The 22,218-nt window shown below is 42.4% G+C and carries 19 protein-coding genes and 2 tRNA genes; 13 read left to right on the top strand and 8 right to left on the bottom strand.

Annotation, left to right across the window (positions count from 1 at the left end):
- Positions 1–68 precede the first annotated feature (68 nt).
- Entirely contained in the window at positions 69–2,315 is a 2,247-nt protein-coding gene (locus A4A70_RS02120; protein ID WP_067568005.1) for an NADP-dependent isocitrate dehydrogenase, read from the top strand.
- 226 nt (positions 2,316–2,541) lie between these two features.
- Here the strand turns inward: A4A70_RS02120 and A4A70_RS02115 are convergent, their stop codons facing one another.
- Positions 2,542–3,267 (bottom strand): UDP-2,3-diacylglucosamine diphosphatase, encoded by a 726-nt coding sequence (locus tag A4A70_RS02115; RefSeq protein ID WP_067568003.1) that lies wholly within the window; start codon positions 3,265–3,267, stop codon positions 2,542–2,544.
- Positions 3,268–3,558: 291 nt separating this feature from the next.
- Between A4A70_RS02115 and cysS the strand changes: the two genes are divergently transcribed.
- Positions 3,559–4,944, top strand: coding sequence for a cysteine--tRNA ligase (gene cysS / locus A4A70_RS02110; RefSeq protein WP_067568001.1), 1,386 nt, complete (start codon positions 3,559–3,561; stop codon positions 4,942–4,944).
- 42 nt (positions 4,945–4,986) lie between these two features.
- Here cysS and folD read toward each other — a convergent pair whose 3' ends face one another.
- The gene (gene folD, locus A4A70_RS02105) at positions 4,987–5,850 is read right to left on the bottom strand and encodes a bifunctional methylenetetrahydrofolate dehydrogenase/methenyltetrahydrofolate cyclohydrolase FolD (protein WP_067568323.1); all 864 of its coding nucleotides are present in this window, start codon (positions 5,848–5,850) and stop codon (positions 4,987–4,989) included.
- Positions 5,851–5,973: 123 nt separating this feature from the next.
- Between folD and A4A70_RS02100 the strand changes: the two genes are divergently transcribed.
- From A4A70_RS02100 to rpiA, 4 genes are all read left to right on the top strand, one after another.
- A tRNA-Arg gene (locus tag A4A70_RS02100) sits at positions 5,974–6,047 on the top strand.
- A gap of 864 nt (positions 6,048–6,911) precedes the next feature.
- The gene (locus A4A70_RS02095; RefSeq protein WP_067567999.1) at positions 6,912–8,078 is read left to right on the top strand and encodes a phosphoglycerate kinase; all 1,167 of its coding nucleotides are present in this window, start codon (positions 6,912–6,914) and stop codon (positions 8,076–8,078) included.
- A gap of 107 nt (positions 8,079–8,185) precedes the next feature.
- Positions 8,186–9,262, top strand: coding sequence for a class II fructose-bisphosphate aldolase (fbaA, locus tag A4A70_RS02090; RefSeq protein WP_067567997.1), 1,077 nt, complete (start codon positions 8,186–8,188; stop codon positions 9,260–9,262).
- A 304-nt stretch (positions 9,263–9,566) separates the two neighbouring features.
- A complete protein-coding gene (gene rpiA / locus A4A70_RS02085; RefSeq protein WP_067567995.1) occupies positions 9,567–10,223 on the top strand; it encodes a ribose-5-phosphate isomerase RpiA in 657 nt (218 codons plus the stop codon).
- 263 nt (positions 10,224–10,486) lie between these two features.
- Here rpiA and zapA read toward each other — a convergent pair whose 3' ends face one another.
- Positions 10,487–10,816, bottom strand: coding sequence for a cell division protein ZapA (zapA, locus tag A4A70_RS02080; protein ID WP_067567993.1), 330 nt, complete (start codon positions 10,814–10,816; stop codon positions 10,487–10,489).
- 189 nt (positions 10,817–11,005) lie between these two features.
- Positions 11,006–11,998 carry a tRNA-modifying protein YgfZ gene (gene ygfZ, locus A4A70_RS02075; protein ID WP_067567991.1) on the bottom strand — a complete coding sequence of 331 codons (993 nt, stop codon included), beginning with the start codon at positions 11,996–11,998 and terminating at the stop codon, positions 11,006–11,008.
- 292 nt (positions 11,999–12,290) lie between these two features.
- On the opposite strand from ygfZ, the gene recJ reads away from it, so the two are divergent.
- The 4 genes from recJ (at position 12,291) to A4A70_RS02055 (ending at position 17,080) form a co-directional block, all read left to right on the top strand.
- The gene (gene recJ, locus A4A70_RS02070; protein WP_067567989.1) at positions 12,291–14,027 is read left to right on the top strand and encodes a single-stranded-DNA-specific exonuclease RecJ; all 1,737 of its coding nucleotides are present in this window, start codon (positions 12,291–12,293) and stop codon (positions 14,025–14,027) included.
- Between the two features lie 120 nt (positions 14,028–14,147).
- A protein-coding gene (gene prfB / locus A4A70_RS02065) for a peptide chain release factor 2 (protein WP_102135152.1) occupies positions 14,148–15,246 on the top strand; the annotation gives its coding sequence in 2 pieces (ribosomal slippage) (positions 14,148–14,222 and positions 14,224–15,246; 1,098 coding nt in all).
- 62 nt (positions 15,247–15,308) lie between these two features.
- Positions 15,309–16,790: a lysine--tRNA ligase gene (lysS, locus tag A4A70_RS02060; RefSeq protein ID WP_067567985.1), complete on the top strand. Its 1,482-nt coding sequence runs from the start codon at positions 15,309–15,311 to the stop codon at positions 16,788–16,790.
- Between the two features lie 216 nt (positions 16,791–17,006).
- A tRNA-Met gene (locus A4A70_RS02055) sits at positions 17,007–17,080 on the top strand.
- 82 nt (positions 17,081–17,162) lie between these two features.
- On the opposite strand, the gene A4A70_RS02945 is transcribed toward A4A70_RS02055, so the two are convergent.
- The 4 genes from A4A70_RS02945 to A4A70_RS02935 form a co-directional block, all read right to left on the bottom strand.
- Complete coding sequence (locus tag A4A70_RS02945; protein ID WP_158648194.1) at positions 17,163–17,330, bottom strand: hypothetical protein; 168 nt, start codon at positions 17,328–17,330, stop codon at positions 17,163–17,165.
- Between the two features lie 207 nt (positions 17,331–17,537).
- Positions 17,538–17,666 (bottom strand): exodeoxyribonuclease V subunit gamma, encoded by a 129-nt coding sequence (locus tag A4A70_RS02995; RefSeq protein ID WP_320408800.1) that lies wholly within the window; start codon positions 17,664–17,666, stop codon positions 17,538–17,540.
- A gap of 80 nt (positions 17,667–17,746) precedes the next feature.
- The gene (locus A4A70_RS02985) at positions 17,747–17,845 is read right to left on the bottom strand and encodes an exodeoxyribonuclease V subunit gamma (RefSeq protein ID WP_231908302.1); all 99 of its coding nucleotides are present in this window, start codon (positions 17,843–17,845) and stop codon (positions 17,747–17,749) included.
- Between the two features lie 194 nt (positions 17,846–18,039).
- The gene (locus A4A70_RS02935; protein ID WP_158648193.1) at positions 18,040–18,195 is read right to left on the bottom strand and encodes an exodeoxyribonuclease V subunit gamma; all 156 of its coding nucleotides are present in this window, start codon (positions 18,193–18,195) and stop codon (positions 18,040–18,042) included.
- 480 nt (positions 18,196–18,675) lie between these two features.
- Here A4A70_RS02935 and gpmB point away from each other — a divergent pair, with 480 nt between their 5' ends.
- From gpmB to thrC, 3 genes are all read left to right on the top strand, one after another.
- The gene (gene gpmB / locus A4A70_RS02050; protein ID WP_067567982.1) at positions 18,676–19,314 is read left to right on the top strand and encodes a 2,3-diphosphoglycerate-dependent phosphoglycerate mutase GpmB; all 639 of its coding nucleotides are present in this window, start codon (positions 18,676–18,678) and stop codon (positions 19,312–19,314) included.
- Positions 19,315–19,724: 410 nt separating this feature from the next.
- Entirely contained in the window at positions 19,725–20,663 is a 939-nt protein-coding gene (gene thrB / locus A4A70_RS02045; RefSeq protein WP_067568320.1) for a homoserine kinase, read from the top strand.
- Between the two features lie 12 nt (positions 20,664–20,675).
- Positions 20,676–21,959, top strand: coding sequence for a threonine synthase (gene thrC / locus A4A70_RS02040; protein ID WP_067567980.1), 1,284 nt, complete (start codon positions 20,676–20,678; stop codon positions 21,957–21,959).
- Positions 21,960–22,218: the final 259 nt, after the last annotated feature.

The following is a 22,218-nucleotide window of genomic DNA, read 5'->3' as shown; positions in this document are numbered from 1 at the left end:
TAATACTCTAAAATAGTATCAATTACTATGAGCTAGCTATAATTAAATTAGGAGGTTAAAAATCATTAGTGTCCCAAAAATATAAAATTATCTATACGCTTACTGATGAAGCACCGGCACTTGCATCCTATTCGTTGTTACCTATTATCCATGCTTTTACCCAATTTCTTGGAATATCCGTCGAAACCCGCGATATATCACTAGCTAGCCGTATTCTAGCCAATTTTCCTGAATATCTACAGCCGGCTCAGCGCCTGTCTGATAATCTGGCAGAATTGGGAAAACTAGCATTAACACCTCAGGCTAATATTATCAAGTTACCTAATATCAGCGCGTCGCTACCTCAACTCAAGGCAGCAATTAAGGAATTACAGGAGCAGGGATATGGTGTTCCATACTATGCTGACGAGCCCAAAACAGATGCGGAAACTGAGGCTAAGATGCGTTATGAGAAAATCAAAGGTAGCGCAGTTAATCCAGTTCTGCGTGAAGGTAATTCCGATCGACGTGCGCCGCTAGCGGTTAAAAACTATGCCCGTAACCATCCCCACCGTATGGGTGCCTGGTCATCCTCATCGTTATCTCACGTCGCACATATGCAGTCAGGAGATTTCTATGGCAATGAAAAATCTGTGCTGATTGAACACGAGGGCAATATTAGCATTATATTAGTCGGTAATAACCGCTATCGTCAGGTACTAAAAAATAAAATAACCGTTAGTGCAGGTGACATTATCGATGCTGCGGTCATGAGTAAAAAAGCGCTGAGCAGCTTTATCGTACAGCAAATTGAGGATGCAAAACAGCAAGGCGTGCTACTGTCGCTGCATTTGAAAGCTACTATGATGAAAGTTTCCGATCCGATCATATTCGGGATTGTAGTTTTTGAATTTTATAAAGAGATACTAGCTCAATTTAGTTCCAAGTTGGAAATGCTAGGTTTCAATGTAACCTATGGTATAGGTGATCTTTATGAAAAGATAAAAGATTTGCCGCTCGGTGAGCAAGAAGAAATTACGCAGGCGATCGACCAACTTTATGCAGATCGCCCGAAACTAGCCATGGTTAATCCTAATGAAGGAATTACCAACCTCCATGTACCGAGTGATATTATAGTTGATGCTTCAATGCCAGCGATGATTCGTGATTCCGGTAAAATGTTAGGTCCGGATGGCCAATTACATGACACCAAAGCCATCATTCCCGACCGATGTTACGCTGGGGTTTACCAAGCGGTAATCGAAAACTGCAAACAACACGGTGCTTTTGATCCAACCATCATAGGCAGCGTACCTAATATAGGACTTATGGCGCAACAAGCAGAAGAATATGGTTCACATGACAAAACTTTTCAAATTTTGGCTGATGATGTTGTCGTACAGGTTACCGATGAGGTAGGTAAAGTATTACTGGAACATCCTGTAGAAGCTGGTGATATTTGGCGGATGTGTCAGTCTAAAGATGCGCCAATTCAGGCTTGGGTTAAACTGGCGGTCAATCGCGTACGTGAATCCCATACTCCCGCTGTATTCTGGCTTGATGCCTCACGCACTCATGATGTGTGCATGATAGAGAAAGTACAGCGTTACTTACAAGACTATGATACTAGCAGGTTAGATATTCGTATTTTATCGCCGGTTGATGCTGTCCAGTTTTCTATTGAGCGTGTTCGCGCTGGTCAGGACACGATTTCTGTTACCGGTAATGTGCTTCGCGATTATCTTACTGATTTATTTCCTATTATAGAGCTGGGAACAAGCGCGAAAATGCTCTCAATTGTGCCACTGATGGCTGGCGGTGGGCTGTTTGAAACAGGTGCCGGCGGCACTGCACCTAAACATGTTCAGCAATTTATACAAGAGAATCATTTGCGTTGGGATTCGCTGGGGGAATTTTTAGCTTTAACCGCCTCATTGGAGCAATTTTGCATCGTTACCAGCAACAGTCAAGCTAAAATTTTGGCTAAAATGCTGCATAAAGCCACCGTTAAGTTTATGGAAACTAATAAATTCCCCTCACGCCAAGTTGGCGAGCTTGATAACCGCGGTAGCCATTTTTATATGGCTCTGTTCTGGGCGCAGGCGCTAGCAGAACAGAATGATGATCAGTTGCTTAAGCAGCAGTTTAACGTGCTTGCGCATACTCTAACTGAAAATGAGCAGAAAATTGTCGCGGAGCTTAACCGCGTGCAAGGCACTAAAGTAGATATTGGTGGTTATTATCATCCTGATCCAATACTAACTAGTCAGGCCATGCGCCCCAGCGCGACACTTAACGCTGCACTGCTAACAGTTTCTGATACGAAACTGCTATAATCAAAAAAAATAAAACCGCCAGCTTTTTACGGCGGTGCAGTACTGAAAAATAAAGAAGGGATAAAATTAAGTTGTTGTAGGACTTGAAACTAATTTACCCCCATACCATATCTGCAGCCAGCAGTTGCTTAACTAACCGCTGTAAACTTCAAAGTAGTAGCTGAAGCTGACTATTGTTAGGTAGTGGTAAGCATTGCACAGTTAGCTGATAGCCCCATAGTTATAATCAACTACAAAATGGAAACTCGACTAGCGTGACCCCCGCAGCATCTATTTTTATAGCTGAACCTTGCTGGTGCCAGGAGCCAAGTACCGCACGATAGTGGCAATTATCCATATCCATAGTATGGATCGCCGGCTGATGGGTATGACCATGGATCATGACAGACGCGCCAGTATACGTCATGACAGCCATCACCGCCTGCTGATTTACGTCCATAATATTGTCGGTTTTGCCCACGTTAGCACGCTGGCTATTGGCACGTATTCTGTCGGCGATCAGCAGCCTTAGACTCAGCGGCAAGTATAAAAATAGCTGCTTTAGCCAGCGCTGGTGCACCATGCGTCGAAAGCTCTGGTAAGCTTTATCGTCGGTGCACAAGACATCTCCGTGTAGTATTACTACTCGCTGCCTATCGAGCTGAAGGACTTGTTGCTCTGGCAACAAAGTCATAGCGCAGGCAGTCGCATAGCGACTACTAAGTAAAAAATCTCGATTACCGTTAATAAAATAGCAGGGTATCCCACGTTGATTTAGTACTTTTAGTGCTAATGCGATGTCCTGATACAGTGGGTTAGGATCGTCATCGCCTATCCATACCTCAAATAGGTCACCAAGAATATATAGCGCGTCCGCTTTGAGCGCGCGCGTATGTAAAAAATGTATAAAACCGGTGGTAATCGCTGATTCTTGCTGGCAAAGGTGAATATCAGCGACAAACAGCAAGGACATACCTACTGGATTACTCCGTGTTCTTAATTTTATCTATCATCTTCATGATTTAGATCACAATTATATTGCTCTCAGCAATAAATTATAAGTAATATTTATCTTCAAAAGATTGAATGACGATAGCTCTGTGTATTAATTTGCATATATATAAAGTGTACGAGTTAAGAGCAATAATAGCATAATTATAGCATATAGTTAGCACCGCTATTTTACTATTTTAGCGCTGGCATTGCAGAAAGAGGAGATGAGTGGGGTTGTACATTCAATCTAATAACAAATGGATAATTTTCGATGCTTAAGATTTATAATACCTTGACACGTCAAAAAGAGGAATTTAAACCTATCAATTCCGGTAAAGTTGGCATGTATGTATGCGGCATCACCGTTTATGATCTTTGCCATATTGGCCATGGGAGAACCTTCGTTGCCTTTGATGTTATAACGCGTTATCTACGCTACCGTGGCTATGAAGTAAATTACGTACGCAATATAACTGATATTGAAGATAAGATTATTTGTCGTGCAGATAAAAAAGGTGAATCATTCCAGCACTTGACCGAGCGCATGATTGTTGAGATGCATATCGATTTCGATAGGCTAAATATTTTGCCTCCCGATCATGAACCGCGCGCTACACAATTTATTGATGCAATTATCGAATTAGTGGGGCAGCTTCTCGAGAAAGAACATGCTTATTTGGCCGCTAACGGCGACGTGATGTTTGCGGTAGATAGTGATAGCAATTACGGACTCTTGTCCCGCCAGGACCTAAAAAAACTACAAGCCGGTGCGCGAGTCGAAGTGAACGAGTTAAAACGTAACCCGATAGATTTTGTGTTATGGAAGATGTCCAAGCCAGGCGAACCGAGCTGGCCATCACCGTGGGGGTACGGTCGTCCTGGCTGGCACATCGAGTGTTCGGCAATGAACAGTAGGCAGCTTGGACATCATTTTGATATTCATGGCGGTGGTTCTGATTTGATATTCCCGCATCATGAAAATGAAATTGCGCAGTCTACCTGTGCTAACCATGGCCCGTACGTTAATGTATGGATGCACTCCAGTATGGTAATCGTAAATCGTGTAAAAATGTCTAAATCTCTAGGTAATTTCTTTAATTTGCGCGATGTACTAACTTATTATGATGCTGAAACAGTACGTTATTTTCTTATCTCTTGCCATTATCGCAGCCAGCTTAACTACAGTGAAAATAAGCTAAAACAGTCGCAAGCGGCGCTTGAGCGGCTTTATATCGCTATACGCGATACCGATGCAACGGTCAGTCCTGCCGGCGGAGAACCATTCATCACACAGTTCATCGCTGCAATGGATGATGACTTTAACACTCCTGAAGCCTATTCAGTACTGTTCGATCTTTCCCACGAAGTCAATCGTTTAAAGAGCAAAAATCCTGCAGCGGCGCAGGGAATGGCGGCCACTTTACGTCAATTGGCTAGTGTTTTAGGTCTACTGGAACAGGATCCTGTTGCTTACCTACAGAAATGGGCAGGAAATGATACTGGTGAAGAAATTAAAATACAAGCATTGATTCAGCAGCGAGACGAAGCACGTAAAGTTAGCCAATGGGCTCTAGCTGACGAAGCTAGAAATAAACTAATCGCGATGGGAATCGTATTAGAGGACGGCCCACAGGGTACCACCTGGCGCCGTTGCTAACGTTATATTACGCTATATTTAACATAGCGATGTTAGGTTTTGTTATAACGCCGTTGTATCGTGATATTTTTCGCATGCATGCAAGGTATTTTGCATTAGCATAGCTACTGTCATAGGACCAACACCGCCTGGAACTGGAGTAATGTAGGCTGCTCGTTCAATAGCTGCAGTATAATCGACATCGCCAACTATTTTACCATTAGCTAGTCGATTAATCCCCACATCAATTACCACCGCACCGTATTTGAGCCACTTGCCGGGAATAAAGCCCGCTTTGCCTACCGCAACTACTAGTAGATCAGCATTTTTAATATGCTGCTGCAAATCTCGCGTAAAACGGTGGGTTATAGTCACGGTACAACCGGCTAGTAATAACTCTAGACTCATGGGTCTACCAACAATATTGGAGGCACCAACTACAACAGCATTCAATCCAAAAGTATTAATACGGTAACGCTCAAGTAATGTCACGATACCGCGCGGGGTACAGGGGCGTAGTAACGGCGCGCGCTGACATAGACGACCAATATTATACGGATGAAAACCGTCTACATCTTTATCTGGTGAAATACGTTCGAGTATGTTGAGATTATCAATATCTGCTGGTAGTGGTAACTGCACTAAAATACCGTCTACATGGCTATCGTCATTTAACTGATCAATGAGAGTCAGCAATTCTGACTCGGTCACCGTCACAGGAAAATTATAGAAGAGGAAAATGAAGCCAATATCTTTACAAGCTTTACGTTTGCTAGCAACATATATTTTTGAGGCTGGATCGCTGCCTACCAATACTACCGCTAAACCAGGAGCACGTTTGCCTATGGTCAGTCTCTCCCTTACTTTTATTGCAACTTCATTTGTTACTTGTTGAGCAATTGCTTTACCATCAATAATTTTTACCATCTGAACCGGAAATTTAAGTGTAAACAAGGACTGTGTGCACTAGCGGTATAACGGGCAGCAAAGCCATTGACTCAACTGCTTAGCTCCGTATAATATGAGCCGCATTCAGCACTGTCTCGTTCAGCGCCCTTAGCTCAGCTGGATAGAGCAACGGCCTTCTAAGCCGTAAGTCACAGGTTCAAGTCCTGTAGGGCGCGTACCATTTTTTTAAATCAACTCATTTCATTCTTGCACCTGCTGCAGTTATTTAAAAGTGTTAAATATTTATAAATTAGTTTTACAGTTTTATCACAGTTCTATTTTTAGCCTTCTATATTGTTCTTGCACGAACAGTCTTTCTCACGAAAAGTATCGGATACTAACGTGCCCGTCTGTTTACGGTGCTTGTTTAGACTCGGGACTAAATTTTGATACATTAACTAAACATAGTAATAGTTATTATATATCACATAACCTTGATCGTACAGGATCAAAAAATACAAGTACAAGTTACATGATCAGTAGTATCAACGAACGATATTAATGCGTATCGCCCCCCTGACGTGCTAAGACTAGAATTGAGTAAAATCCAGATAATTTACCTCTACTCTCATATTGTCTTCCCTCTTTTCGAGAACAAAAGAGCAATGTTATCATCTAGCCCACGTTAAACTAATTACGATATAGTGACCTATCTAGGTAGCATGAATTTTAATTATTGTAGTTAAAGAGGAATTAACCTTCAGCGCTAACAGCCAATTTTACTGGTAAAACTACAGCACTCGCTAACTATAGATAAAATAGCGCATAAAACGTTATTTCGTGATACCTTTAATAAGAATAAAATAAGAAATTAGCCTAGACAATGCACAATACACTGTACTGTACGTACGCCGTCAACCTCGGCTACTCGATGTTGAGTAGCATTCCAGTGTCTAATATATTGATTATTTTGTTCTGGCTTTCTTCTGTCGAAGAGACAGAGCTGCAAGTTACTACTGATGCGGTATGTGTACTGGATATACAGTACTAGTCTTTTTTTACTTCGCAAGATAATTTATAAACAAATAATAGGGTTAACTATGGCTTTCATTAAAATGACTGATTTGGATTTAGTAGGTAAGCGTGTATTGATCCGTTCTGATTTAAATGTGCCGGTGAAAGACGGAAAAGTAACTTTTGACTCGCGTCTTCGTGCTTCCTTACCAACTATCGCATCCGCATTGAAACAGGGAGCACTTGTTATGGTAACATCTCATCTAGGCCGCCCGACGGAAGGAAAATATAACGCTGAGTTCTCGTTGCAACCGATAGTCGATTATTTACAGGAAAAACTTTCTGTTTCTGTTCGTCTGGTAAAAGATTATCTCAATGGCGTAGTAGATATCTCCAAAGGAGAATTAGTTGTTCTGGAAAACGTTCGACTTAACAAGGGTGAAAAGAAAAACGATGACGATCTTGCCAAAAAATACGCTGCGCTTTGTGATGTTTTTGTCATGGACGCTTTTGGCACAGCTCATCGCGCCCAGACGTCTACTTATGGTGTAGTAAAATTAGCTACCATTGCATGCGCTGGTCCGTTGCTGTCCAATGAATTAGAGGCATTGAGTAAGGCCCTTGATAACCCTGCCCGTCCGATGGTGGCTATTGTCGGCGGATCTAAGGTTTCCACGAAGCTAAAGGTATTACATTATCTAGCAAAAATCTCTGACCAATTAATCGTTGGCGGTGGTATCGCGAATACCTTCGTTGCGGCACAGGGCCACAATATCGGTAAATCGCTGCATGAAGCTGATCTCATTCCGGAAGCTAAACGTCTGATGGCAAACAGCGATATTCTGGTGCCAACCGATGTGCGAGTAGCCACAGAATTTTCTGAAACAGCGACGGCGATACTGAAGTCCGCTAGCAAAATTCAGGATAACGAATCTATTCTAGATTTAGGCGATGCCTCGGCCGCACGTATTGCTGAAATTTTGAAAAAAGCCAAAACCATTTTGTGGAATGGCCCGATTGGAGTTTTTGAATTTAAGGAATTTAGTAAAGGCACCGAGATAGTAGCACGCGCCATTGCTGAGAGTGACGCGTTTTCTATCGCAGGCGGTGGCGATACGCTGGCGGTAATCGATATGTTTGGTATTGCCGATCAAATATCTTATATTTCTACAGGAGGTGGCGCTTTCTTGGAATTTATCTCAGGTAAGAGACTCCCTGCAGTTGTAATACTAGAAGAACGCGCTAAACAGTAAGCTGTGGGATGCAGCTAGCTTTCGACGTCTTCGCTGACTGTAGTTACTCGGGCAGCGGCGATTAGTTACTAACTATCTAATAGTCGACAACATAGGATAAAGTAATTATGTATAAGATCTTGGACTTTGTTAAACCAGGTGTCATCACCGGTGATGATGTGCAAAAAGTATTCAAAGTCGCGAAAGCAAATAACTTTGCTCTGCCTGCTGTTAATTGTATAGGGACTGATTCTATTAATGCCGTGCTAGAAGCTGCTGCTAAAGTACGAGCACCAATTATCGTGCAATTCTCCAATGGAGGTGGAGCCTTCATTGCGGGTAAAGGGTTACAAGCTAGAGGACAGACCGCTGCTGTTCTAGGCGCTATTTCTGGCGCCCAGCATGTACATCATATGGCGGAACATTATGGTATACCAGTAATGTTGCACACCGACCATTGTGCTAAAAAATTATTACCGTGGCTAGATGGTCTGCTTGATGCTAGTGAAAAGCATTACGCTGTCACTGGCAAGCCTTTTTTTTCCTCCCATATGATTGATCTATCTGAAGAGTCGCTAGAGGAAAATATTGCAATCAGCGCTAAATATCTCGCGCGCATGGCCAAGTTAGACATGACACTTGAGATTGAGCTGGGCTGCACCGGCGGCGAAGAAGACGGCGTAGAGAATAGTCATTTAGATAATTCTGCGTTTTATACACGTCCTGAAGATGTCGCTTATGCTTATGAACAACTGAACTCCATTAGCTCAAATTTCACCATTGCTGCCGCTTTCGGTAACGTACACGGCGTATACAAACATGGTAATGTGCAATTAACACCAAAGATTCTTGATAACTCCCAGAAATACGTTTCGAAAAAATTTGGACTTCCAGCAAATCAACTAAATCTGGTATTCCACGGTGGCTCTGGTTCTACGCCAGAAGAAATTAAGGAAGCTGTAAGTTACGGTGTGGTAAAAATGAATATTGATACAGATACCCAATGGGCTACTTGGGAAGGTATTTTGCATTTTTATCAGAAAAATAAATTTTATTTACAGTCCCAATTGGGCAACCATGAAGGCACTGATAAGCCTAATAAAAAGTTTTACGATCCGAGAGTTTGGATAAGAGCTAGCCAGACTTCGATGGTAGCCCGTTTAGAATTAGCTTTCAAAGAACTGAACGCGATCGACGTACTGTAGTCGGCTACTACAACTAAATAAATAATTATTTTATGATTATCTTTGGTCTTTTATATGAAGGCCAAAATGATTTTTTATTGGTTAATAAATAGCTTTAACTAAGGCTTATCGCTAATCCATGCGTTTCATACATTTTCCCCTGTAAACTGCAATCGGATCTCTGCCCGATTACCCTATTTATTACGTACAGTATCGGTCCTACCGGAGTTTAAAAACCGCGATTATAGTGATTTTAACGAAAATGCTGCATAGATTAATTTATACTTGCGCCAATACTTAGTAACATATAAGCAGAAAACATATCATGACACAAGATGAACTAAAAAAAACAGTTGGCTGGGCTGCGCTAAAATATGTCCGTTATGGCACTATCGTAGGGGTGGGAACTGGCACTACTACTGCGTATTTTATTGACGCGCTAGGCTCTGTCAAACATCAAATTAAAGGAGTAGTTTCCAGCTCTGAGGCTTCTTCTGCAAAGCTTAAAAGCTTAGGTATTCCGCTATTCGAGCTTAATGACGTTGATTCACTGGATATTTACGTGGACGGCGCTGATGAGATAAACGGTCGTATGCAGATGATTAAAGGTGGAGGCGCAGCACTGACTCGCGAAAAAATTATTGCCGCCGTTGCTCGTAAATTTATTTGCATTGTCGATGCCAGCAAACTAGTAGATGTTCTGGGTACCTTTCCCCTTCCAATAGAGGTGATTCCCATGGCCAGGGCTTGGGTAGCCAGTGAACTAATACGCTTAGGTGGTATGCCTGTCTACCGTCAGGGGGTTACTACTGACAACGGCAATATCATTATTGATGCGTATAATTTACCAATACTTGATGCGGTAGCGGTTGAAGAACAAATCAACAATATTCCTGGCGTGGTTACCGTCGGACTGTTTGCGCGTCACGGTGCCGATATGGCGCTTATCAGCAGCGAGCAGGGCGTTAAAATTATTAGTTAAATTTTTAAGGGCGTTGGCGATGGTTACAGTTACTGTTAGTACGAAAACTATAACAAACATTTTTTCTATTCTCTCTTACAAAGAGTAATTTATTTGCATTCGGTAGTGATGAAACTAGAAATTCCTGTATTCAATTTACCGACTTTCTCAAAACCTGTTCCTTAGTATAACCTAAGGATCTATAAGTCCTTATTCCAGGTGAATACAGACAGCATCTAGCTCTTTAATTTGTTTTTAGACAAGTCTAGTTTAGAGCCTAGGCATTATTCAAACTGGTTTCCCTGACGTTCAGATATGCGGTCTTGTTCGATAAGTGCTTGCTCAATAGTTTGCTGCAATAAACGGACGCGCTGCTCTATATTAGCAGCATAATCACGAGTTTTTAATTTTTCCTGCGTCAATTCGTGACAGACGTTAAGCGCGGCGATGAAAACAAGTTGTTCAGTGTTACTAACTTTAGTTCGAAACTTAAGATCTTGCAATCGATGATTAAGATCTTCAGCTGCTTGATTTAATGCTGCCTGTTGTTCTGGTGGGCAATTTACCCGTAGTGTACGGCCAAAAATTTGAATATCTACCGGTTGTGCAGACATATTACCTTTTACCTTCCTTTCTTTTTTTTACTGACTAAGTTAATTAATGAAAGCGTGAAAATTGAGATATAACCTATCTAAAGTGCAATGCTACACTAGTTATACTATTTAATCTAACTATGAAATATTGTGTAATAATGCATTAGTCGCCGCCTTCATTAGGTATTTCGTTTTAGGCTTACTGATACATTATTTATTTATAATATATGGTAACTGCTGGATAAACAGTGCTCCACTATCGTCGCTATCGTTACGCACACGTAGTACGCTGTCAGGCGATAGATTGTTATTTAACACCGCTTGTAGACAAAAATTACCATCCTCTAGTTGGCACGCTGCCAGTATTGTGCCAGTGCGGTGCCAGTTTTCTCCCATTTTTAGTTCCAAATTATCGCCTATTGTGGGGCGATGCCCTGCTTTACCTACAAGCCAATATAGTTGGCGTTTATTAGCGCAGCGATACTTGGTGCGTGCTATAATTTCCTGCCCCGCATAACATCCTTTGTTGAAGCTGATACCGTCCAGTGCCTGAACATTAGCTGCCTGCGGGATCAACTGCGCGCTATTAGCGAGGTCTATGACCGGATATCCCGCCTCAATATCCAGCACTAGCCATTGCCTGCTATTATTAAACTGCGCCTGCCCCTCCAGCTTTTGCTTGATAAAATAACTTTTTTTCAATGTGGTTATCAGTAAAAAGCGCGGCGCGGGAAGATTATAATATAGTAACGTCGTATCCTGATATTGAACTACAGAACTTGAAGCATCAGGTATTTCATAAAATAGGCTACTTAACGCAGCCGGCGCTTGAAAACCAGCCAAACCCAGTAAAACTGCTTGATCGTCGACGATAATATTAGTTTTAGAAAAGACAGCATATTTCTTCAATTCGGCAAGCTGGCTATCAAGCACACTACGACGTTCAATATAGGCCATTCCTTCTCCTCTATAAAAGACACACAAGTGGCTTAACATCTTACCTTTGGCGTTACAATGTGCGGCAAAACTAAAACTATTCGCGTCTAGTGACGCCACATCGCAGGTCAATTGACCCTGCAGATATTTAACTGTATCCACGCCAGAAAGAGTGACTAATGCCCACGCTTCAAGTGAAATAAGCGTCAGTGGTAAATTGCTGGAAGAATACGGCAAACGGGGCTGGAAATGAACTTGATATGGCATAACTCATTCCTAACTCCTTTCTATCAAGAAGGATTAAAGATGAACTTGTAAAGAATAAAAACCTAATACTGTTCTTTATTATATAGAATGTTAGCGTACAACGACAACCAGGATGTTCAATATTTGTTTGTTATTAAATCTTAGTTAGTTGTCGTTAATTACCTGATTAAAAACCGTGTTTATAATTGTATGTTTACTATTAAGCAGTTTCTGCTGGGCAGATGCCTCAGTGCACTGCAAAATGTTTTAATACTTAACAATAGATAGATGAAAACTTGCGATTAATCTAGCAGTGAAGATAAAAACTGAACTACGCCGGCGTCCACTGAGAGATATCACAGTATTAGCGCAAGCGGATTGTCCACCACTACTAAAACGGCTTTACGCACAGCGCGGCGTTAAAAGTGTCGGCGAATTGGAACGCAGCTTGCACGGTTTACTAGCCTACCAAAACTTACTCGGTATCGAGCAGGCAGTTAATCTCCTAATAAATGCGTTAGTGGACCAGCGTAAGTTTTTAGTTGTCGGTGATTTTGACGTAGACGGTGCTACTAGCACTGCTCTGACAGTATTGGCGTTGCGGCAATTAGGCGCACAAGCAGTAGATTTTTTAGTGCCGAACCGATTTGAAGATGGCTATGGTCTCAGCCCAAGATTGGTCGATCAGGCGATAAGACGTGGTGCGCAGCTTATTATTACCGTGGATAACGGTATCTCTTCTTATGCAGGCGTTGCGCTTGCGCACGAGAACGGAATCCCGGTGCTGATTACCGATCACCACCTACCAGGTGATACTCTACCGGCAGCTGATGCTATCGTGAATCCTAATTTAAGCGGCTGTACTTTCGCCTCAAAAGCGCTGGCAGGTGTCGGTGTAGCGTTCTATCTTATGCTGGCGTTGCGCGCGCGACTCAGTACGCAGGGATGGTTTGAGCAACAGGGAATATCATCCCCAAAACTAGCAGAGTTATTAGACTTAGTCGCTCTAGGCACTGTTGCCGATTTAGTCCCTCTTGATACCAACAATCGTATTTTAGTGTATCAAGGGTTAAACCGTATTCGTGCCGGTAGCTGCCGGCCAGGCATTTGCGCACTGGCGGAGGTAGCAAATCGCGATCGGATCAGTCTATGCACTAGCGATCTCAGTTTCTCGCTTGTACCTAGACTTAATGCCGCTGGCCGGCTAAATGATATGTCGTTAGGTGTAACGCTGCTACTAACTGATAACTTACCACAGGCGCGTATTCTAGCTGCAAAGCTAAATGCGCTCAATCAAATCCGGCGTGAGATCGAACAGGTTATGGAGAGAGAAGCGATGGTGCTATGTCAGGACATGGTACGCATTCAGAGTCCAATGCCGTTTGGTCTGGCGATTTATCATGCTGAATGGCACCAAGGCGTGGTTGGTATCCTAGCATCGCGCATTAAAGAACGTTTCCATCGGCCAGTTATTGCTTTTGCCAAAGCCGGTGATGGTATCCTTAAAGGATCCGGGCGTTCAGTAACTGGGTTACATATCCGTGATTTGCTTGAAAGCTTAGCTAAGCTGCATCCCGGCCTAATTTTGCAGTTTGGTGGCCATGCAATGGCGGCTGGGCTAATGATTGAACAATCAAAATTCGAGCTATTCCGTCAGCATTTCGTTGAATTAATTAATGAATGGCTAGATCCAACGCTGCTAAAAAGCGTAATTTGGTCTGACGGCGAATTGACCAGCCAGGAACTCTCTATCGCTACCGCCAAACTGCTGCAAGCAGGTGGCCCCTGGGGGCAGGGGTTTCCCGATCCACTGTTTGACGGCCGTTTTTACGTTTTATATCAGCGATTAGTGGGGAAAAAGCATCTAAAGTTACGATTAAAACCCTTGACAGGTGGACCAATGCTTGACGGGATTGCTTTTAATATTGATCCCAGCTTGTGGCCAGATCATAACATTCATACCATCGAAGTAGTGTATAGAATTGAAGTAAATAAATTTCGTAGTAACTACAATTTACAGCTTGTAATTCAGCATCTTTGGCCACTGTAGCTAATAGTAAAATAACTAATTCAATACTATCTTTACACTTTATAGTCACTGATTTATTATAATCAGCCAATATTAACGTATTTCATTCATCGTGAATGATCATAATAAGTTATGTAAGTTATGTTTGAAATTAATCCAATAAAAAATAGGATTCAGGACCTGTCAGAAAGGATAATAGTTCTGAGGAGGTATCTTTGACTACGCTCTTAAAAAAGAGCGTATTGAAGAATTAAACTATGAGCTAGAACAGCCAGAAGTTTGGACTACACCTGAATACGCGCAAGCTTTAAGTAAAGAACGCTTTTCACTAGAGACTATCCTTAGCACTATCAACGATCTTATCTGTGGTTTAGAAGATGTCACCGGCCTTTTAGACTTAGCAATAGAAGAAGAAGACCAACAAACATTCATAGAAACTAACATTGAACTAGATCGATTGGAGAGCAAGCTGGCCCAATTAGAGTTTCGCCGGATGTTCTCCGGCAAATACGACAGCGCCGATTGTTATATAGATATTCAGGCTGGTTCCGGCGGAACAGAGGCGCAGGACTGGGCTAACATGCTACTAAGAATGTACTTGCGCTGGGCGGAATCACGTGGTTTCACTACTGAAATTCTAGACGAGTCAGAAGGAGAAGTAGCTGGAATTAAATCAGTTACTATCAAGGTAATTGGCGATTACGCCTACGGATGGTTACGTACCGAAACTGGTGTGCATCGCCTGGTGCGTAAAAGTCCATTCGACTCTGGCGGGCGCCGCCATACTTCATTTTGCTCTGCCTTCGTTTATCCTGAAGTCGAAGAAAATCTAGATATTAAAATTAACCTAGCAGATTTACGCATCGATGTGTATCGTGCCTCCGGTGCAGGAGGCCAGCACGTAAATAGGACCGAATCTGCAGTGCGCATCACCCATCTACCGACCAATATTGTTACGCAATGCCAAAATGATCGTTCGCAGCATAAAAACAAAGATAAGGCTATGAAACAGCTCAAGGCTAAACTGCATGAGTTCGAGTTGCAGAAAAAGAATGCAGAAAAACAGGCGCTAGAAAATACTAAAGCCGATATTGGCTGGGGCAGCCAAATACGCTCGTATGTGTTGGATGATTCACGGATTAAAGATTTACGTACCGGCATAGAAACGCGTAATATCCAGTCGGTACTGGATGGCGACTTAGATAAATTTATTGAAGCCAGTTTAAAAGCAGGGCTATGAGTAACCAATCCATCAATTATATGTATATGTCTAAATCATATTCACATGAAGGGGCACCTTAAATGCTGGATTTAAATAATGAGCTATGTTCAAGGCGTGCAAAACTCACGCAGTTACGTCGGCAGGGTGTTGCGTTTCCCAATGATTTTCGTAGAGATGTAGTTTCCGATCAATTGCATACCCGTTATGGCAATAACAATAGTAAAGAGCTTGATTCACGGAATATCACAGTCAGCATTGCTGGTAGGATGATGAATCGTCGCATTATGGGTAAAGCATCTTTTGCTACTTTGCAGGACGTAGGGGGGAGAATTCAGCTATACGTTGCCTACGATAATCTGCCCAACGGGCAATACGAGCAGTTTAAAAAATGGGATCTCGGTGATATTATAGGCGCGCGTGGCAAGCTATTCAAAACCAGAACAGGTGAGCTGTCGGTAAACAGCAGCGAAATTCGTCTGCTGACTAAAGCGATACGCCCTCTGCCGAATAAATTCCACGGTTTGGCTGATCAAGAAAACCGTTACCGCCAGCGCTATCTTGACTTGATAACAAACGATGAATCGCGCCAAACATTCAAAGTGCGCTCTTGCATCATGGCAGAAATTCGCGGTTTCATGATGGACCATGACTTTATGGAAGTAGAAACACCAATGATACAAACCATCCCCGGCGGCGCTGCAGCACGTCCGTTTATTACTCATCATAATGCTCTGGATATCGATATGTACCTACGTATCGCACCTGAACTTTATCTTAAGCAATTAGTGGTAGGTGGTTTTGAACGGATATTTGAGATTAACCGCAATTTTCGCAATGAAGGTCTTTCGCCTCGTCATAATCCAGAATTTACCATGATGGAGCTTTATATGGCCTATGCAGATTACCGCGATCTTATTCTGCTTTTAGAGGATTTATTGCGTACCTTGACCCAGCGAGTTTTAGGTAGCAGTGTAGTGCACTATGGTAATGATACTTTTGATTTTTGCCAGCCTTTCACCCAGATGACCATGAAAGAGGCTATCTGCCGTTACTACCCAAAAGCGCAGTCAGAAGCTCTAGACGATATCATTTCCGCCACCGCTATTGCCGAGTCCAGGGGTATCAAAGTAGATAAACATTGGGGACTTGGTAGGGTACAAACTGAAATTTTTGAACAAACGGTAGAACGTAATCTAATCCAGCCAACGTTTATCACCACCTTTCCGAAGGAAGTTTCGCCGCTAGCGCGTTGCAATGATAAAAACCCATTCTTTACAGATCGCTTTGAATTTTTTATCGGTGGGCGAGAAATCGGCAACGGTTTCTCGGAGTTAAATGATGCTGAAGATCAGGCTGCGCGTTTTTCCGAGCAGGTACAAGCAAAAGAAGCTGGCGATAATGAAGCCATGTTCTATGATGAAGATTACGTTACCGCACTAGAACATGGTCTACCACCGACCGCTGGTTTAGGTATCGGTATTGATCGTCTAATTATGTTATTTACCAATAAACATACTATACGTGACGTTATCTTATTCCCTGCGATGCGTCCTCAGAAATAGTTCTTTAACCTAAACCTCTATTGTGCAAAATCAGGTAATAGAAAAAACTAGGTTATTAACTAATATATTAAGTTTATTACCTGCACTTTGTTCATCAATATCCATCACAATACTTTTATCATACTCTCGTAGAGTAATCGTACTAATATAGTATAATTTAATTTTTAAAATTAAGTTGCATTATCTCGCTATCAAGAATAAGATATGATCTATAAACGCGGGGTGGAGCAGTTTGGTAGCTCGTCGGGCTCATAACCCGAAGGTCGTCGGTTCAAATCCGACCCCCGCAATTTAACGGCGCGCTAATACTAAAATAATAGTATTATATTGGTGTAAAGAGAAAAGGACGCCTGAGCTCGCGTTACCGCAGTATTATACAATAGCTATCTCGTGTTTCGGTAAACGGCTAAGTGTAACAGTTTTGGTATCACCGTTTGGCAGTGGGAAGCAGTTAAACGCTTTCAAACTCTTGGTTGGTGCAGCTAAATCTCTCACCAAGAGCAGATATTCCCGGTAACCATCAACGCACTGGTCTAGCATGTTCTGATATTCAGCTTTTATTAGTACGCTACTATCTCGCTTAGTACGCTACTATCTCGCTTACCTCCCGTGACATGCATCATGCAGGCTCAAGGAACGCATCAACCGCTAAAATAGCTTCCAGCTGCGCTAGTAAATACAAGTTGTACCAACCTTGTTGGCCCCATAACGCTAGCAGCAGCTCTGTTACCTATCTGCTCTTGTGCTTTAAACAGCGCTTGTGCTTTGGTGCATTAACCGGTTAAGAAAAGCACTATCTTGAATATCCCCCCAGTCATAACGGCAAGGTTTGATAAATAGTAGATGAACATCAATGTTGCGGCCAAGCGGTAGCACTTAAAGATGTATTGGATGCAGAGCATAGATCCCGCAGATAAATACTCTTTCCAGCAGTCCTGCTGGACGCGTCTGGCTTTTCAGCATCCAATCACATCGATAAATTCGCTACGCTGCCAGCTTTCTAGCCAATCCGGGCGAAACAACAGATATTGGGCAAATAGATCTGCTATTTTTATGATAAACTGGAAACAATTAAGCTTGTCCTCATTTACGCTTAAATACTTTTTTATTAGGGCTAATTATGACTGATGATTCAATCTTGGCAGCAGTTTCATCAAACTTAAGGTCATTGCCGACTTTTAAAACATCGCTTTCTTTGGGAAGGTTGGGCAGCAAGCAACGGAAATTTAATATTAGCGGCAATGCCAAATTAGGTTGCTAGCTCCATCTGGATCCACTGCGCCATACCGTTACTCTGTAATAAAATTATTACAGTCTGAAGGGGATCACGCAATGGCTGACCCAGCCTCACCGAGGTAGCAAGCTTTTTAAGTAGATCTAGCTGATTAGAATGATATACAGACATGTTACGTTATACGTACGATCTTAACTAGATAAACGATTAAATAACGATTCAATACTGTTAATGCTACTACTGTACTATATACTTTAGTGTATATAGATAATACTTTTTATAAGATATTTTTAATTGTTGGACTAGTAGCTTATGATTAATCACTAATCAGCTATCACAACTAGCATAAATTCGCGGAGATACCACAAGCATATACAGACAGCAACATCTGATCATTTTGGCTACCTTCAGTAGAAATTATATTTTCATTTAGAATAAATATTTCCTGCCTGCCATAGCATAAAAACTATGGTATAATAATGGTAGATACTAAGCTTTTTAGCCTTATGTCTTGGTAATATAAGAGTAGTATATATTCTGAGAAGTTAGTTAATCTTATTATAATTTATGCATGGCAGTAATTACGTTGTGCATAGTGCGCTAACTACTTTCTTGCACTTAAGTTAAATATAAAAGAAAAAGATAAAAAGTATGTTACAGGTCTATCTTGTTCGTCATGGAGAAACTGAATGGAATGCTCTGCACCGTATTCAGGGACAATCTGATAGTGCATTAACTGCTAAAGGCGAACGCCAGGCTCAACAAGTTGCTGAACGGGCTAAATCCCTAGGTATTAACCATGTCATCAGTAGCGATCTAGGACGTACACGCCACACAGCTAAAATTATTGCTGCAAGATGCGGTTGTAAGATGAAGATCGATGCTCGTCTGCGCGAGCTTGATATGGGAATTTTAGAAAACCGTGATATCTCTACTCTGAGCAAAGAGGAGGAAGAATGGCGACAGCAGCTGGTTAACGGTAAAAAAGATAGCCGTATTCCGGGTGGTGAATCAATGATCGAGATGGCCGCACGCATGTATGCTGCACTGACTAGCTGCCTAGTATTACCTAAAGATAGTACGCCTCTACTGGTTAGTCACAGTATGGCACTTAGCTGTCTAATCAGCACCGTACTGGGGTTACCTGCCTTTGCTGAACGCCGATTACGGCTAAGAAACTGTTCCATTTCCCGTATATGCTACCAGAAAAGTCCCTGGCTGGCGCCAGGCTGGGTAGTAGAAACAGCAGGCGATGTTTCCCACTTAGTAGATACACCAATGCTAGACTAAGCACAGCTTTAACAGACCTACCTGGATTAGATCCTCAGTGGAGGTTATTAGTTAATTTTAGCGTTATCTCACAGCCATAGTTGGCTGTTGTGATAGCTGCTTTGTATTAGCAGCCCGTAATTTTTAATGCCAACGACGATGATTTGGTTTTCTCTTAAAATAGAGGTTTTCCAACCATGTGGTAACAACCAGTGCCGAAGGTGGCAGCTGCCAATCCTGCCATGTGGTGAGCAGGATCAATCATTAGTGCTAAAGATCAAACATTTAGGTAGTGGGACCCAACTTGCCGCTATTCAAATCAAATCACGCTGGTACTGCACATTAAAGGCGCCGACCAAGATGTTATTGATACTATAGTTTATATATTTAAACACCTTGTAGTTTAAGGTTGGAGATTGAATATGGTTAAAATGGTTAAAGTGTATGCACCAGCCTCCATCGGCAACGTTAGCGTGGGTTTTGATGTGTTGGGCGCGGCGTTATTGCCGATAAATGGTCACCTGCTAGGGGACTGTGTCAGCGTGACGCGCGCTGATCGTTATAGTCTGGAAAACGTCGGGCATTTTGTAGATAAGCTACCAGCTGAGTTAGAGCTAAATATCGTTTATCAGTGCTGGCAACGGTTCTGTGAGGCGTTGGGGTCGCCTCCGATCCAGGTTACCATGCGTTTGGAGAAAAATATGCCTATCGGTTCTGGCTTAGGCTCTAGTGCCTGCTCAGTGGTGGCAGCGCTGGTAGCGCTAAATGAATATTTAGACCAGCCGTTAAGCAATGATCAACTGCTTTTGTTAATGGGTGAAATGGAAGGACGCATCTCCGGCGGTGTGCATTTCGATAATGTTGCGCCCTGCTTTCTTGGTGGCATGCAACTGATACTAGAAGAAGAAAATGCTATTATTAGTCAGCCAGTGCCAATTTTTGATGACTGGTTATGGGTAATAGCCTATCCAGGTATTAAAATCAGTACTGCCGAGGCTCGGGCGATATTGCCGGAAAATTATAGTCTTCATGATTGCATTAACCATGGCCGTTACCTGGCTGGTTTTGTCCATGCCTGTCATACTAAACAGTCCGCACTAGCGGCTAGACTTATGAAGGATGTCATCGCTGAACCATCCCGAACCAGATTACTGCCCGGTTTTGAAAAAGCGCGTAAGGCTCTAGGTAATAGAGGTATATTAGCTAGCGGCATCTCTGGCTCTGGTCCGACAATCTTTGCTATCTGTGATAACCAGAATACCGCGTCGTGTGCTGCTGATTGGTTCCAGCAGTATTACTTGCAAAATAACGAAGGTTTTGTGCACATTTGTCGCCTGGATCCTACTGGCGCACGTGTCATAGTTTTATAATGGAATAGAATGATGAAATTTTATAATATCAAGGAACACAACGAGCAAGTCAGTTTTGCACAGGCAATTAAGCAGGGTCTGGGCTGTAATCAAGGTTTATTTTTTCCTATGGCTTTGCCAGAATTTACCTTGACCGAGATAAAAAATTTACTAAAAATGGATTTTGTTAGCCGCAGCGCGTGCATTTTAGCAGCTTACATTGGCGATGAGCTGTCGCCCGAGCGTATTTTTGCACGTGTTGAATCAGCTTTTGTGTTTCCAGCGCCAGTAGTAGCAGTAAATGAGAATATTGCGGCACTGGAGTTATTTCACGGTCCGACACTGGCATTTAAGGATTTTGGTGGTCGTTTTATGGCACAAATGCTGACAGAGTTTGGACAGGAACCGGTAACTATTCTTACTGCCACCTCCGGTGATACCGGAGCCGCGGTGGCCCACGCTTTTTATGGTCTTGAAAACGTACGTGTCGTCATTCTGTATCCAGATGGTAAAATTAGTCCGCTACAGGAAAAACTTTTCTGTACCCTCGGTGGTAATATTCATACAGTGGCAGTAAAGGGCGATTTTGATGTTTGTCAGTCGTTAGTCAAACAGGCATTTGACGATAAACAGCTGAAACAAAGGCTAGGTTTAAATTCAGCTAATTCTATTAATATTAGCCGTTTACTGGCGCAAATATGTTATTATTTCGAGGCGGTAGCGCAATTAACACAGCAGTCAAATAATCAATTAGTAATATCGGTCCCGAGCGGTAATTTTGGTAATTTGACCGCCGGCCTGATGGCGAAAACGTTGGGTCTTCCAGTGAAGCGTTACATCGCCGCTACTAATTCTAATGATACAGTTCCGCGCTATTTAAGCGGCGGTTTCTGGCGGCCTAATCCTACCGTCACTACTTTGTCTAACGCTATGGACGTTAGCCAGCCCAATAATTGGCCTCGGGTAGAGGAACTGTTCCTGCGTAAAAATTGGCAACTAGATACACTTGATTACGGTTGCATTGACGACGACACTACTGCTGAGACGATACGGGAGTTAGCAACGCTAGGCTACGTTTCCGAACCACATGCTGCCATTGCCTACCGTCTTCTACGCGAAAAACTAAAACCAGGCGAATATGGTTTGTTTTTAGGCACTGCACATCCAGCAAAATTTAAAGATTTGGTAGAGCAGATCCTGAACCAGAGACTACCGTTACCACCAGCGCTTGCTGTACGCGCAGCGTTGCCAATACTATCAGTGCATATACTGCCGCAGTTCTCTGAACTGCGGCAGTATATGCTGTCTATACTATAAAAACGACCTTACCATAAAAACGACCTTTAACTAAAGATAATAGTTCAAAAAAAAGACATTACTTATAAGTACATTTATCGAAATGCATATCAAAAAAATTACATCTAATAAAACAAAGTCAGCGTCACATCCTGTGCATATTTTTTGCTTGTACCCCTTGATGAAAGAGGGCATGACCCCATCATAACTAGTATCACACTTTGTAAAACTTGGAAATAATACGGTAGGAAAACTTGAAAATTACATTTAAAACCACATA

It is taken from the genome of Candidatus Hoaglandella endobia (assembly GCF_900044015.1).
In the GTDB taxonomy this organism is placed as follows: domain Bacteria; phylum Pseudomonadota; class Gammaproteobacteria; order Enterobacterales; family Enterobacteriaceae; genus Hoaglandella; species Hoaglandella endobia.
This window is presented reverse-complemented; position numbering and strand designations above follow the sequence as displayed.

Bases quoted from the DNA above. Each gene is read 5' to 3' on its own strand.
- gpmB (WP_067567982.1), top strand. From the start codon at position 18,676: ATGTTACAGGTCTATCTTGTTCGTCATGGAGAAACTGAATGGAATGCT.
- A4A70_RS02945 (WP_158648194.1), bottom strand. From the start codon at position 17,330: ATGCTAGACCAGTGCGTTGATGGTTACCGGGAATATCTGCTCTTGGTG.
- fbaA (WP_067567997.1), top strand. From the start codon at position 8,186: ATGTATAAGATCTTGGACTTTGTTAAACCAGGTGTCATCACCGGTGAT.
- folD (WP_067568323.1), bottom strand. From the start codon at position 5,850: ATGGTAAAAATTATTGATGGTAAAGCAATTGCTCAACAAGTAACAAAT.
- A4A70_RS02935 (WP_158648193.1), bottom strand. From the start codon at position 18,195: ATGTCTGTATATCATTCTAATCAGCTAGATCTACTTAAAAAGCTTGCT.
- lysS (WP_067567985.1), top strand. From the start codon at position 15,309: ATGCTGGATTTAAATAATGAGCTATGTTCAAGGCGTGCAAAACTCACG.
- thrB (WP_067568320.1), top strand. From the start codon at position 19,725: ATGGTTAAAGTGTATGCACCAGCCTCCATCGGCAACGTTAGCGTGGGT.
- A4A70_RS02115 (WP_067568003.1), bottom strand. From the start codon at position 3,267: ATGTCCTTGCTGTTTGTCGCTGATATTCACCTTTGCCAGCAAGAATCA.
- rpiA (WP_067567995.1), top strand. From the start codon at position 9,567: ATGACACAAGATGAACTAAAAAAAACAGTTGGCTGGGCTGCGCTAAAA.
- A4A70_RS02095 (WP_067567999.1), top strand. From the start codon at position 6,912: ATGGCTTTCATTAAAATGACTGATTTGGATTTAGTAGGTAAGCGTGTA.
- ygfZ (WP_067567991.1), bottom strand. From the start codon at position 11,998: ATGCCATATCAAGTTCATTTCCAGCCCCGTTTGCCGTATTCTTCCAGC.
- thrC (WP_067567980.1), top strand. From the start codon at position 20,676: ATGAAATTTTATAATATCAAGGAACACAACGAGCAAGTCAGTTTTGCA.
- cysS (WP_067568001.1), top strand. From the start codon at position 3,559: ATGCTTAAGATTTATAATACCTTGACACGTCAAAAAGAGGAATTTAAA.
- zapA (WP_067567993.1), bottom strand. From the start codon at position 10,816: ATGTCTGCACAACCGGTAGATATTCAAATTTTTGGCCGTACACTACGG.